12 protein-coding genes and 1 pseudogene are annotated in these 13,765 nt (G+C 66.9%); 5 read left to right on the forward strand and 8 right to left on the reverse strand.

From position 1 onward, the window contains the following. Both B1964_RS25660 and B1964_RS25665 read left to right on the forward strand, forming a co-directional pair. Positions 1-566: pseudogene (locus B1964_RS25660) on the forward strand (hypothetical protein); the annotation flags it as partial. A gap of 180 nt (positions 567-746) precedes the next feature. Beyond that, positions 747-1,682, forward strand: coding sequence for a hypothetical protein (locus B1964_RS25665; protein WP_079931824.1), 936 nt, complete (start codon positions 747-749; stop codon positions 1,680-1,682). Between the two features lie 16 nt (positions 1,683-1,698). Here the strand turns inward: B1964_RS25665 and B1964_RS25670 are convergent, their stop codons facing one another. Both B1964_RS25670 and B1964_RS25675 read right to left on the reverse strand, forming a co-directional pair. After that, a complete protein-coding gene (locus tag B1964_RS25670; RefSeq protein WP_079931825.1) occupies positions 1,699-3,336 on the reverse strand; it encodes a YibE/F family protein in 1,638 nt (545 codons plus the stop codon). Positions 3,337-3,406: 70 nt separating this feature from the next. Continuing rightward, positions 3,407-4,870, reverse strand: coding sequence for an LLM class flavin-dependent oxidoreductase (locus B1964_RS25675; RefSeq protein ID WP_079931826.1), 1,464 nt, complete (start codon positions 4,868-4,870; stop codon positions 3,407-3,409). Positions 4,871-4,997: 127 nt separating this feature from the next. Between B1964_RS25675 and B1964_RS25680 the strand changes: the two genes are divergently transcribed. Further along, complete coding sequence (locus B1964_RS25680; protein ID WP_006370953.1) at positions 4,998-5,507, forward strand: DinB family protein; 510 nt, start codon at positions 4,998-5,000, stop codon at positions 5,505-5,507. Between the two features lie 50 nt (positions 5,508-5,557). Here B1964_RS25680 and B1964_RS25685 read toward each other — a convergent pair whose 3' ends face one another. The 6 genes from B1964_RS25685 to B1964_RS25710 form a co-directional block, all read right to left on the reverse strand. After that, positions 5,558-6,172, reverse strand: coding sequence for a response regulator transcription factor (locus B1964_RS25685; protein ID WP_006370954.1), 615 nt, complete (start codon positions 6,170-6,172; stop codon positions 5,558-5,560). Then, the gene (locus B1964_RS25690) at positions 6,165-7,268 is read right to left on the reverse strand and encodes a sensor histidine kinase (protein ID WP_006370955.1); all 1,104 of its coding nucleotides are present in this window, start codon (positions 7,266-7,268) and stop codon (positions 6,165-6,167) included. The genes B1964_RS25685 and B1964_RS25690 overlap by 8 nt, the downstream gene beginning before the upstream one ends. Before the next feature lie 28 nt (positions 7,269-7,296). Then, positions 7,297-8,112 carry an ABC transporter permease gene (locus B1964_RS25695; protein ID WP_006370956.1) on the reverse strand — a complete coding sequence of 272 codons (816 nt, stop codon included), beginning with the start codon at positions 8,110-8,112 and terminating at the stop codon, positions 7,297-7,299. 31 nt (positions 8,113-8,143) lie between these two features. Next, positions 8,144-9,046, reverse strand: a complete 903-nt coding sequence (locus B1964_RS25700) for an ABC transporter ATP-binding protein (protein WP_006370957.1) — start codon at positions 9,044-9,046, stop codon at positions 8,144-8,146. A 609-nt stretch (positions 9,047-9,655) separates the two neighbouring features. Continuing rightward, positions 9,656-10,075, reverse strand: a complete 420-nt coding sequence (locus B1964_RS25705) for a hypothetical protein (RefSeq protein ID WP_079931827.1) — start codon at positions 10,073-10,075, stop codon at positions 9,656-9,658. Between the two features lie 97 nt (positions 10,076-10,172). Next, complete coding sequence (locus tag B1964_RS25710; RefSeq protein WP_172398970.1) at positions 10,173-12,044, reverse strand: amino acid transporter; 1,872 nt, start codon at positions 12,042-12,044, stop codon at positions 10,173-10,175. Positions 12,045-12,381: 337 nt separating this feature from the next. Here B1964_RS25710 and B1964_RS25715 point away from each other — a divergent pair, with 337 nt between their 5' ends. Beyond that, on the forward strand, positions 12,382-13,068 hold the full coding sequence (locus B1964_RS25715; protein ID WP_079931828.1) for an MspA family porin: 687 nt from the start codon (positions 12,382-12,384) through the stop codon (positions 13,066-13,068). A 40-nt stretch (positions 13,069-13,108) separates the two neighbouring features. Continuing rightward, positions 13,109-13,765: MspA family porin (locus B1964_RS25720; RefSeq protein ID WP_079931829.1), on the forward strand; the 657-nt coding region annotated here is incomplete at its 3' end.

Below are 13,765 nucleotides of genomic sequence, written 5' to 3' on the forward strand. Positions count from 1 at the left end.
TCGCCGTGGCCGCCGAACGCGAGAACGGGACGTCCACGGCGGAAAGCAACGCCATCATCAACTCCGACAACCAAGCGGCCGAACAACTCTGGGCGTCACTCGGCAGCAACACCGAGGCGTCGGCCAAGGTGACCGCTGTACTGCGCGAGGGCGGCAACCCGAACACCGTGGTGCCCTCGCAGCAGTTGCGCTCGGGCTTCACGATCTTCGGGCAGACCCGCTGGACGCTGCCGGATGCGGCGACCTTCGCCGGGCATCTGCCGTGCATGCCGGGCACCGGTCACGTGCTCTCGCTGATGGGCCAGGTCGCCGGCAACCAGCAGTGGGGTGTGGAGATCATGCAGATCCCCAAGACCACCGCCGTCAAAGGTGGGTGGGGCCCCGGCGTCGACGGCGCCTACCTGGTGCGGCAGATCGGCGTCCTCACCTACCGCGACGGTCAGCAGAGCGCGGTGGCGATGAGCGCCGTCGGCGGGTCGATGTCGTCGGGCACCGCGGCGCTCAACGCCCTCGGCAACTGGCTGAACCAGAACATCGCCGCCCTGCCACGCGGCCGGTGCCGCTGACCCCGACCGCTGATCACCACGAGCTGACCCCGACCGCTGCTCGATACCGATCGTTCGGCGCCGCCGGTGTCCCGGTCACGGCCCGCACACGGTGCGGTCTCGGTTGATCGACCGGCACGTGGCGGTGCCCAGCCGGCGGTTAGAGTTCTTGGTGTTACTGAAGTGACTCAGGAGGCTTGTGTGGCGTTGTGGAAACGATGGGCCGTGGCGTGTGCGACGACGCTGGTGGTGGCGAGCGCCGGTCTCGCCGGAGTAGGTGTGGCAGGTGCCGCGCCGCTTCCGTTCCCCGTTCCGGCGATGCCCGCGTTACCGCCCCTGCCCGAACCGCTGCGGACGTGGCTGACCCCGCCCGTACCTCCGCAGGAGGCGTTGACCAAGTCCTTTGCGCCGTTCCAGAAGTCGCTCGCCAAGACCACCCCGGGCGCGATCGGTCTCGCTCTCGCGCCGGTCGGGTCGGACTCGGTGATCTCGTTGGGCACCTTCACCACAGGACGGGCGTGGTCGACGCTGAAGGTCCCGGTGTCGCTGGCCGCCGAACGTCGGCTCGGCTCGGCGGTGGTCGACGACGAGACCAAGGCCATCACGGTGTCCGACAACGACGCGGCGGGGGACCTCTGGACGCAGCTCGGTCCCGGCGCGACACCGGTCGATGCGGTGACCGCGGTCCTGCGCGAAGGCCACGACCTCAACACCCACGTCAGCTCGCAGCTCGACTCGGCGACGTCCTACCCCGGCTACACCATGTGGGCGCTGGCCGATCAGGCGATCTTCGGGGCACACCTGCCCTGTATGCCCGGTACCGATCGGCTGTTGGCCCTGATGGGTGCGGTCGGACCCAACCAGCGATGGGGCGTGGCCAACCTCGCCCGGACCAACCAGAAGGTGAGCGCCACGGCCGTGAAGGGCGGCTGGGGCCCGGGCACCGGGACGTCGTCGGCGTTCCTGGTGCGTCAACTGGGCATCCTCACCGTTCCCGGTGGTCAGGTGGCCGTGTCGATGGCCGCCGTTCCGCGCAGCGGCAAGTTCTCCGATGGCACCGCCATGCTCACCAAGATCGGTGACTGGCTCGGACGCAATCTCTCCACCGTCCCGACCGGACGGTGCGGATTGGGCTGATCTCGCGTGCGCTGAGTCAGTCCGGCATCGAGTGCCGGCCGGTTCGTGGTGGCGGCTCCGGTGCACGCCGTGACGGCGGTGGGCTCGGGGCGTCCCGAACCGTTGCCTGTGGTTTCGGGGCCTGTGGTCCCGGTGCCCCTCGTGCCGGTGGCCGCCGTGTGGGCTCGGGACGAGGGGATCCAGGTCGCGATGACGCCGATTGTGCCGGCGCTGTTCGTGAGTCGGTGAGCGGCGCGTCAACTCTCGGGGTGCCGGAGACCTCGCCGGCTGGGCCTCCGGCGGCGCGCGCACCCGACGGTCGGGCCAGGGCCGCGGCGATCCCGGTGGTCAGCGGCACCGACAGCGCGATGGCGATACCGCCGACGAACGATCGCGCCAACTCGACGGCGACGGTGTCGCTGGTCAGCAGCGAACCGAACGGCTGGCGCGCCACCGAGAACAACAGCAACAGTGGCAAAGCGCTACCGGCATAGGCGAACACCAGGGTGTAGACGGTGGACGCGATGTGATCGCGTCCCACCCGCATGGCCGCGCGGAAGGTGGCCAGGCGGCTCGGCTCCCCGGCCGCGGCGAGTTCGAACGCAGCCGACGCCTGGGTGATCGTCACGTCATTGAGCACACCGAGCGTACCGATGATGAAACCGGCAAGCAGCAGACCGCTGACCGAGATGCCCCCCTGGTAGACCTGCAGATTCGTCGTCTGATCGCTGGAGAGTCCGGTGAGGTTCATGGTGGTGATCGACGCCCAGCTCAACACCCCGGCCAGCAGCAACGACATCAGCGTTCCGAGCAGGGCCGAACTGGTCCGCATGCTGATGCCGTGCGCGAGGTAGAGCACGACGAACAGGATGGCGGCCGAACTGACCACCGCGACCGCCACCGGCGATTCGCCGTCGAGGATGGCGGGCAGGGTGAAGGCACCGAGCACGACGAAGGCGAAGACGAGTCCGATCAACGACCGCAGTCCGCGCCACGCGGCGACGAGGATGATCGCACCCGCGAACAGGATCGCCCACACGATCGTCGAGGTGGTCCGGCCGAAGTCGAAGAACGTGTAGCGCGGTTGGCCGTCGGGGCCGGGGGTGGTGCTCATCCGGACCGCGTCGCCGATGTGCAGGGTCGGCTGACCGGGCTGGGGATCGTCGGGCGCGCCGAGGGTTTGCGCAGACGAGTCGGGCCCGCTGCCGGATTGCGCCCGGTTGGTGGGTACCTCCAGCAGCGTGTACTTCCCGGAATCGGAGCCGGAGGTGATCGACACGACGCTCTCGATACAGGGTCCGGTGCCCGCGCCGGAGATCGGGATGTCGGCGGTGTCGGCGATCGTGCCGACCATCTGATTCAGGCAATCACCGCGGGTCTGGCTGACGATCTTGCCGTCGACGGCGTGGATCGCACCGCCGTCGGCACCCCGGAACTGTGCGGGGATCGGATGCTCACCCCCCGAGGGCCACAGCAGCACGATTCCGGCGATCATCGCCAGTCCGAACACACTCAGTGCACCGATGACGATGCGTCGCGCCATGGGTGTCAGGTCGGCAGCGATGTCGTTCAGTGAATGGGAGTGACTGTGGCCGTGCCCGTTTCGCGGTACCCGTCGCCTTCGGGCGGCTTTGTCCGGACTGTCGGGCGTCGCGCCGCGCTCGCTGCTCACCACGCCACCCTATGACGCCGGCGCCGCGTGATGGGCGATAGTCGTCGCCGCCGACCCGCGGAGCGGGCGACGACTATCGGGTCGGCACCGGCCCACGCGCGGCCGCGCGCACCGAGTCGTCAATCGTCGAGTTCGCGCCACCGACACGGAACGTCGCACCCCGATGGTTGTCGGGGAGCAGATCGCCACGCCCGAACAGCTTGTGACGCAACGTACCCGGAGTGTATTGGCGACGGTAGACCCCGCGACGCTCCAGGGCCGGGATGACGTGGGTGACGATGTCGGCGAAGGACCCGGGTGTGACGGCGTAGGCCACGTTGAAGCCGTCGACGTCGGTGTCGTCGACCCAGCCCTGCAGAGCCTCGGCGATCTCATCACCCGACCCGATGAGCACCGGTCCCATTCCGCCGATGCCGCCCCATGCGGCGATGTCGCGGACCGCCCACTCGTGGCCCGATTCGTCCGCCTGGGCGAAGGCAGCGACAGCGGACTGGATGGCATTGCTGTGCACGTTGCCGATGGGTTCGTCGAGATCGTAGGAGGACAGGTCCAGGCCCATCCATCCCGACATGAACACCAACGACCCCTCGTCGCTGGCGTAACGCCGATACTCGGCGGCCTTCTCGCGGGCGGCCTCCGGCGTCGAGTCGGTGATGATGGTCAACAAGGTGTAGATGCGGGCGTCGTACGGGTCGCGGCCGGCGGCGACGAGTTCTTCCCGGATCTTCGACACCACTTCGCGCAGAATGGTTTTGGTGGGTGCGGCGACGAAGATCGCCTCGGCGTTGGCCGCGGCGAACCGGCGGCCGCGCACCGACGCGCCGGCCTGGTAGATCACCGGGCTGCGCTGTGGGGAAGGCTCGGACAGATGGATGCCGGGCACCGTGAAGTGCTCGCCGCGGTGACCGATGTGATGGACCTTGTCGGGATCGGCGAACACGCCCGCGGCACGGTCGCGGCGTACCGCGTCGGATTCCCAGGAGCCCTCCCACAGTTTGTAGAGGACGGTCAGGTACTCGTCGGCGTGGTCATAGCGGCTGTCGTGCTCGAGTTGATCGGCGGCGCCCATGTTGCGGGCCGCCGACGGCAGGTAGCCGGTGACCACATTCCAGCCGAGCCGACCGCGCGTCAGGTGATCCAGCGTCGACAGCCGCCGGGCGAACGGGTAGGGATGCTCGAATCCCGTGCCGGTGGTGATCCCGAATCCGAGGTGCTCGGTCGCATACGCCATCGCCGACACCAGCAACAGCGGATCGTTGACAGGGATTTGCGCCCCCTGCCGGATCGCGGCCTCGTCGGTGCCGCCATAGACGTCATAGGTGCCGAGGACGTCGGCGATGAACAACCCGTCGAATCCGCCGCTCTCCAACAGGATCGCCAGGTCGACCCAATAGTCGAGAGTGTTGTACTCCCACGAGCGGTCATCGGGGTGGCGCCACAGCCCGGGGGATTGGTGCGCAACACAATTCATGTCGAAGGCGTTGAACCGGATCGGACGTCGGTGCAGGGACGAGGCAGAGTCGGACACCCCGCCCATGGTGGGCAACGCGACCGCCGGTGACCAGGGTTGGGATCGGCGCGAGGCAAAAGTTTGCGCGGGCGTCGACAAGGGTTTCTGCCGTACATGTATGCGCGGAGTGCAATACCGGAGTAGGTGTGGAGGCATGAGAGCCACCGAAGTACTCGCCGACGGATTCGGACGCGTCAAGGAGAACGTGCACGCCGTGCTCGACGGGATCGAGGAGCTACGACTGTCCTGGCAGCCCGCGCCCGGCGCGAACACGATCGCCTGGCTGGTGTGGCATCTCGCGCGCGTGCAGGATGCGCAGATCGCCGACGTCGCGGGCACCGATCAGATCTGGACCTCGCAGGGCTGGTATGAGCGCTTTGCGCTGCCGTTCCCGCCGTCGGCGAGTGGGTATGGGCAGAGCCCCGACGACATCCTCCGCGTCGTCGGACCCGCCGATCTGCTGCTGGGCTACTACGACGCGAGCCATGACGCCACGATCGAGTACCTCGCCCGTGTCGGCGATGGAGACCTCGATCGGGTCATCGACGACAACTGGGATCCGCCGGTGACCTTGGGGGTGCGGCTGGTGAGCATCCTCGACGACGACGCCCAACACGTCGGTCAGGCTGCGTATTTGCGCGGCCTGAACGTCGACCTCGGCTGACCTCGGCCCGCCGAGCGCGCCCGCCAGTCCGCCGACAGCGCACGGCCGCCTCAGATCCAGCCGCGTTCGCGTGCGACGCGGGCGGCCTCGGCGCGGGTGGCGGTGCCGGTCTTGCCGATCGCCGACGACAGATGGTTGCGCACGGTGCCGGCCGACAGATGGACCTGCGTGGCGATGGTTGCCACTGTCGCGCCCGACAACGCTGCGCGCAGCACCTCGGATTCGCGCTGCGTCAGCGGATTGTCGCCGCTGGTGAGGCTTTCGGTGGCCAACGTGGGATCGATGACGCGGAGACCTGCGTGTACTCGACGCACCGCGTCGGCCAGTTCGCTTGCCGGAGTGTCCTTCACGACGAAGCCGGACGCGCCGGCGTCGATGGCGCGTCGTAGGTACCCCGGGCGGCCGAAGGTGGTGACAATCAGCGAACGCACCCCCGGCAGGTACCGTCGCAGGGCAGCCGCGGCCTCGATGCCGTCGGTGCCGGGCATCTCGATGTCGAGCAGGCACACGTCGGCGGCGTGTTCGCGCGCGGCGTCGACGACCTCGTCGCCGCGCCCCACCTGGGCGACCACCTCGAGGTCGCTCTCGAGGTCGAGTAGGGCGGCCAGCGCGCCACGTACCAGGGCCTGATCGTCGGCGAGCAGCAGGCGGATCGGTTCACTCATCGTCGACCACCGCCGTCAACGTCGTTCCGCCCGTGTTTGATTCGATCGTCAGGGTGCCACCCGCGGACTCCACCCGTTCGATCAGTCCGCGTAAGCCGTTGCCGGGAACAGCTGCGCCGAGTCCACACCCGTCGTCGTGCACCGTCAGTGTGGCGTCCTCGATCCGGACGTCGCAATGAGTGGCGTGGCTGTGGCGGACCACATTGGTGACGGCTTCCCGCAGTACCCACGCGAACAGCTCCCCATGCGGGGTGGCGGTCTGCGGATCGGGAAGTGTCGCAGTGATATCCGCGGCACGGAAGGCGCTCTGTGCGGACGCGATCACGCTCGGCAGGTCCGGGGTGCGCAGAGCTCCGACGGTTGCCCGGACCTCGGCGAGCGCGGAGCGGGCCAGCGCATTGACCTCGGCCATCTCGTCTTTCGCGCGTTGCGGGTCGAGATCGACGAGGCGACCGGCCAATTCGGTCTTGATGGTGATCACCGTCAGCGAGTGCCCGAGGATGTCGTGGACGTCGCGGGCCACCCGCTCACGTTCGGCGACCACCGCCAACTCGGAATTGAGCTCACGCTGGCGCTCCTCGGCGCGTTCGCGTTCGCCCTCACGAACAGCGAGCGCGCGAAAACCGAGCATGGTGAATCCGACGGCGACCAGGATGATCACGACGCTGCCGTCGACCTCCCACCCGGCGATCGTCGGCACCGCGATCGACGCGACGATCAACGCGGCCACGGTGATCGCCGCCCACAGGGTGGGGAAGCTGAAGGCGGCGACGACCATCAGGAAAGGTGCTGAGCCGAAGGTGTTCTCGCCGATGATGGGCAGCAGGCCCGCGGCCAGGATGAGCAGAACGACGAAGATCCATACGCCACGCGGTTCGACCTCGGTGCGACCGGTGAGTAGGTACACCGACGCCAAGAGGTAGACCACGGCGAACAGTCCGATGAGGACGAGCCCCACGATCTTGGCGGTGTGGCCGTGGTCGGAGGTGGCGACCGCTCCGATCGGGTAGGCCAGGAACAACATCCAGATGGCCGTGAACACCCAGCGCAGGTTGCGCCAGGGTGCCCACCGGTCGTTCGTGCGGTTGCTCATCATCTCCGGATTCTGCTGGTCGACGGTCCGATCACTGCCGTGCCGTACTGCGACTGTAGAAGAACGAGGCGGTCGAGGCGAAGATCACCGCCCAGATGATCACGTTGGCGACGGTCACCCAGAGCGAGATGTGGGTGCCGTACACGGTGACACCGTGATCGAGCGGATACCGCGCGAGCGTCACGACCCCGAACATCGGTGTGAACTGCGCGATGGTCAGCATGACGCCCTTGAGGGGGACGAACACGTTGCCGGCGAAGGCCAACAGTGCCAACACGCCGCCCATCACCTGCATCGCCCCGTCGGATTTCATGATGCTGCCCACGGCCAGACCGAAGGCGGCGAACACCGATGCGCCGATCCATCCGAGCAGCAGGCAGGCGATCCACACCCCGACCGGGGCGTGCGCGCCGGTGGCGACCCCGGCGACCGTGAGCACCAGGATCGGCAGCGCCCCCATCGCCAACGCCACGCACACCTTGGTGGCCACGTATCCGGTGGGTTGCAGCGGCGTCATCATCAGGGTGCGCGTCCAGCCGGCCTGCTGTTCGAGTGCCACCGACGCAGCGTTGGAGGCGGCGGCGAGGACAGCACCGTAGACGGCCATGCCGATCAGGACATAGAACGCAACATTGCCCGAACCGACTGTGTCAGAGGACTTCTGGGTAGCGCCGAAAACGAGATACAGCAGACCGGGCATGGCGACGGTGAAAACCAGGGCACGCCGATTGCGTAGGACGCGGCGGATGTCGGTGCGCATGTACAGGGGCGCGGGAAGGAATCCGCGGAGTGCGGTGTCGTGTGACGCCGATCGAGGTGCGGCGGACGAGGCCGAGGCGGTGGTCATGGCGGGAGCTTTCTGTCGAAGGGTGGTGGAGTCAGGCAGCGGAGGTGAGGGCGAGGAACGCGTCTTCGAGGTTGTGCGTGGCGATCTCGACCTCGCGGGCGTTCGTGCCCGTCAGCAGGGCGCGGGCAAGTGCATCGGAATCCTTGGCGGACAGGTAGATTCGCCCACCGCGGCGTTCGACGACCTCGAGGTCGTCGATGGCGCGTGCGACGGCGGCGAGTTCGGATTCGTCCACGATCGCCGAGACGACACGTCGGCTGGCCATCGCGCGGATCTCCGAGGTGGAGCCGTCGGCGACGATCCGACCGTGCGCGATCATGATGATGCGGTCGGCGAAGTCGTCGGCCTCGTCGAGGTAGTGGGTGGCGAACACGACGGTGCGTCCGTGTCGGGCATCGGATCGCATGGCGGACCAGAAGTTCCGGCGGGATTCCACATCCATGCCCGCGGTCGGTTCGTCGAGGACGATGAGGTCGGGGTCGGGCAGGGTCGCCAGCGCGAACTTGAGCCGCTGCTGTTCACCGCCGGAACAGCGGGAGACCTTGCGTCCGGCCAGATGCGCGATGTCGGCACGGGCCATCGCCGACTCGGCGTCGGCGCCGCGGCCGTGCAACGAGGCGATGATGCGGACGGTCTCTTCGACGGTGAAATCGGGCAGCAGACCACCGTTTTGGAGCACCGCGGCGATACGTCCGCCGCGAGCCGCAGACCGCGTGCCCTGCCCGTACACCTCGACCGAGCCCGAATCCGGTTGGGTCAGGCCGAGGATCATGTCTATCGTCGTGGTCTTACCCGCGCCGTTGGGCCCGAGGAAGGCGACGACCTCTCCTGGTGCAACGGTCAGATCGAGGCCGTCGACGGCGGTGACCCGACCGCCGTCGCCGCCCCGGAACGTCTTGCGAAGATCTCTCGTGCGGATTGCTGGTGTGTTCATGCATCTCACGATGCCGTCCGGGCACCGGCCGTCCCCAGAGCAGATGTCATCGATCGTCCATGACGTTTGTCATGTGTCGTGTCGCCGCACCCCTTCGACATCCACTTTGTTGTCGTCGGTTGTTGCTACGTGGGGGATTGGTTGCGTCGTTGCCTTGCGGCGTCTCGAGGCTCCTCGCCTGGCGGCTCGTCGCACCTCGACGATCGGGTGAAGCGCCTCGTTTGTCGGGAATCGTCCCCTTCCGATGGTCGAGGACGGTTGTTGTGGTCGGGATCGCCGTCCCCATCTGATGGTCGAGGAGCGCCGAGCGAGCGCAGCGAGCACGTCGCGTCTCGAGACCAACTGCGCGACAAGGCTGGTATGCGCCGGTTACGAATACAGTTTCCACCGGAGCGGGTGGGCGACCCCGAAAATCGGGGTTTTTGGGCCGATTGTGTGGAAGTTATATTCGTAGTCGGCGGTTGTCGCCACACCGGCCGGTCAGGTCCGGCGTTGTCTCGCCGCGTCTCGAGGCTCCTCGCCTGGCGGCTCGTCGCACCTCGACGATCGGGTAAAGCGCCTCGTTTGTCGGGAATCGTCCCCCATCCGATGGTGGGCAGACTAATCCGACTAACGCCAGCACCCCTGCAGTGTCTGGAAGTCGCCGGCGAAGGCCATTCCGGTTCCGGTGCAGGTGGGTCCGTGCACACCGTCGACGGTCACCGAAGCGCCGGGTCCGGCGATGCCGATAGCCAGTCCGGGTCGTACGCCGGTCATGGTGACCGAGGCGTTGGGGCCGATGGCGATCGCCGCGGGCCCGGCGTAGTTGGTGGCGGTAGAACTGGCGTGGCCGCCGTCGGCGGTGATCGCCAGGCTCAGGCCGGTGTTCGACGCACTGGCCGAACAGCTCTCGCTGGAGGCGGTCTGGCCCGGCAGGGCCGGACAGACCATCGGCGCGGCTGCGGCGTGCGGTGCGGCGGCGAAGGCAATCGCGCCGGCTCCCGCGGTGGCGATGGCGAATCCGAGTGCGAGGCGGGCTGGTGAACGCATGGTGTTTCTCCTCGATGTCAGTGATGGGCGGACATCAGGGGTTCGGTGTGCTGCGCGTCACGGATTGCCCGCGATATCCACGCGATGGTGTGGTGCGTCAGCCGACGTGAATCACGGGCCTGCGTGCGACATCGGGCTCGGCCCGGCGCACCACCTCGCGGGTCACCGCCGCCACCTCACCCTGTCCGATGAACAAGAAGCGCAGGATGTTGACGATCGGATTGTCCTCGCTCCATTCGAAATAGACGTTGGGTACGAGGTCGGTCCAGTCGCGGATGGCGAACAGGGTGGACGCGATCGTGTTCGGTACCGCGGCCGAGCTCACCCACAGGATGCGGAATCCGCCCTCGTGATAGCGCCCGTGGATTTCCAGGTCAGTGACGAAGTCCGACGAATCGGTGACATTGACTTCCAGGAACACGATCTGATCGGCGTCGGGGATGTGGCTCTCGGCGCGTTGCTGCAGTTCCTTTTCGCGATATTCGACCAGGGAGCGATCATCGGGGTCGTGGGTGACGATGTGGATCTCGCCGGCCAGTGCGGCACCGTCGATGATCTGCTGAGCAGTCTCGTCGAATGTGATCTCCCCGCTACGCAGCTCGAACGAGCGACTGACCCGGGATGCGAACGACAGGATGAGGATCGCGGCGATGAAGAACGCGGCGACCTGCACTCCCTCGGGGCGTTCGATGATGTTGGTGACGGTGGTGTAGCAGAACACCAGGGCGATACCGCCGAAACAGATGGTGGCCACGCGCCGGCGATGTTTGCGTACCGAGAGCATGACCGCGATGGCGGCCGAGGTCATCAACACCAGCACGCCGGTTGCGTAGGCCGAACCCTGTTTGTCGACCGAGGCGTCGAAGTAGATCGTGACGCCCGCTGCGATCAGGATGAACACGACCACCAGCGGGCGGTTGGCGCGCGCCCAGTCCGGTGCCATGCCGTACCGCGGGAGGTAGCGCGGAACGAGGTTGAGCAGTCCGGCCATCGCCGACGCTCCGGCGAACCACAGGATGAGGATCGTGCTGATGTCGTAGACCGTGCCGAAGGCGTTGCCGAGGTCGGCATGGGCGAGGAAGGCCAGGGCACGTCCGTTCGCCTGGCCGCCGACGTCGAACGCCTTCTCCGGAATGAGGATCGTGCACACCAGGCTGCTGGTGATCAGCAGGATGCTCATGGTGACCGCTGCGGTGGTCAGCAGTCGGCGGGTACCGGCGATCCGAACGGTCGGGCGATCCGGCGGATCGTCAGGTGAGCCGTCGATCTGGGGCATCACCGCCACACCGGTCTCGAATCCGGACAAGCCGAGTGCGAGTTTCGGGAACACCAGGAGCGCAATCGCGATCATCATCCACGGACTGCCGTGTTCGGCGGTCATGGCGTGGCTCCAGTCGACAACGACGTGGGGCGAGGTCGCGATGCGCCACAAACCGTCAGCGATGACCACGACGTTGAGTACCAGATAGATGGCGACGAGCCCGACGGCGACCGCGATGGCCTCGGTGAATCCGCGCAAGAAGATCGCGGCGAGGAAGGCGAGGAACACCAGGGTGATGGCGACGTTGTGCCCGGTGAAAATGTCCGGGACGAACGGATTCTCGATGAAGTGCGCGGTGGCGTCGGCCGCCGAGAGTGTCATGGTGATCAAGAAGTCGGTGGCCGCGAATCCGAGCAGGACGAGGACGAATACCTTTCCGCCCCACCATGGTAGGAGTCGCTCGAGCATCGCGATCGACCCGGAGCCGTGCGGTGAACGTGCGGCGATGTATCGATACACCGGCAGCGCGCCGAACAGCGTCAGGGCCACCAGTACGATCGTGGCCAATGGTGCGATGGTGCCGGCGGCCAGCGCTGCGATGCCTGGTTGGTACCCCAGCGACGAGAAGTAGTCGACGCCCGTGAGGCACATCACCTTCCACCACGAGTGGGTTTTCGTCTCGGTGTTCGTGCGCCGGTACGGTCCCATCAAGCCCGCGGGTTCGGGAGAGATGTCGGACAGGAACCACCGTCGCAGCGTCCCGTGCGGCATCGTCGTCTTCGGCATCGGATCAGCGTAGTACCGACGGCCGTCGGAGTTGTTGTCAATGTGCGTGTCCAATCCGACAGGCCGTTTGGCGCAGATTGTCCATATTGTCAGAATTCGTTGCGCCGCAACGAATTAAAGAATTCTGGGGCTTTGCCTGAGTGGGGTCAGATCGACGTCCCGGGGGCTTGCTGCGTTCACCTTTTGTTCGCCGAGATATCAGTACGCTTCGCCCGACGTTGCCGAAGGCGGCGACCGAAGGACACTCCGAGAGGAATTCATGAGCACGATCGAGTCACCGGTGCGCGCACGCCGGGGGGCCTTGACGGCGATCGCCGCGGGCGCCATCGCGGCCGGTATCACCGCGGGCGTGGCGGCACCCGCCCACGCCGACACCTTCGTCCCGCTGCCGAACGGCAGTGTGTCAGGTCACGATCTCACGCTGACGCGCACCAACGAGACAGCACAGGTGTCACCGTCGTTGGCGGCCAATGGTGCCGGACGCAACGTGTGGGTCAGTGCCAACATCACGCTGGCGGCGCCCAAGCTGCAGTCGACGGGATCGTTCCCGGCCAATGGTCCTGCGGGTGAGGCGACCATGCCGGGCACCAACGGCACGTCCAACGACGGCTCGGCCGCCACCCTGTCGGCCGGGTACATCATCGGTTGCCAGGTCAACGTCGGCAGCCTGACCGCCGGTATCACCGGCAGCATCACCTCGGCCGGCGTGCCCGGTGCATCCGGATCGCTGAGCGTCCCGCTGACCCCGGGTCAGGTGACCTTCGTGCAGATAGACAGCTACGACATCGCCAAGGCCGGCACCTACTACTTCAACTACCAGCGTTTCGCCATGCAGATCCAGAACTGCGCGGGCTATGCGCAGGCGCGGTCGTTCGTCACCGTCGAGACGGGCGGAAACAACCACAACAAGATCAACCTCTATGGCAAGCCGTTCTCGATCGGCTGACCGGCCCCACTCGACACCGACGAACTACACAAGGAACACAATGACAATCCGTTTCACGCGTCTCTCGGTTCTTGCCGGTGTGCCCGCCGCCGCGGCGATCGCCGTGCTGGCCACCGCGGGTGCCGCGGCCGCCGACGTCCACGTCTCCCTCCCGTCGCAGACCCAGACGCTGACCACCGGTGACGGCGTCGGGGTCACCCTGACCCGATCGGGCGAGACCGCCACCATCAGCCCGTCGCTGGGCAGCACCCCGTTGCACCGCAACGCCTGGGTGTCGGCGACCTACAACGTCACCACCAGCAAGCCGGTCAGCAAGATCAAGTTCCAGGCCGGTTATACCGTCGGCTGCCAGGTGAACCTCAACGGCTTCACCAACTCGAACACCCCGTCGGGGTCGGTGTCGACCTCGGGCGTTGCCTCGGGAACAGTCAACGAGGGTGGTTCGGTCTCGATCGGCCCGGGTCAGGCCGTCAACTACTACGTCTACGACTACGAGCGCGCCGATCCGTTCGGCAATGACCAGCACAAGTCGTGGGTGCCGATCGTCAAGACCACCCATGGCGAGGTCAGCTACACCAACGAGACCATGCAGGTCAACGGGTGTGCCGGCTATGCGCAGGCGCGGTCGGTCGCGAATGTGTACATCATCGGCGACCACGGGGAGCAGATCGTCAGCTTCTACGGACAGCCGTTCAGT

Source organism: Gordonia sp. i37, assembly GCF_002043085.1.
Classification (GTDB): domain Bacteria; phylum Actinomycetota; class Actinomycetes; order Mycobacteriales; family Mycobacteriaceae; genus Gordonia; species Gordonia polyisoprenivorans.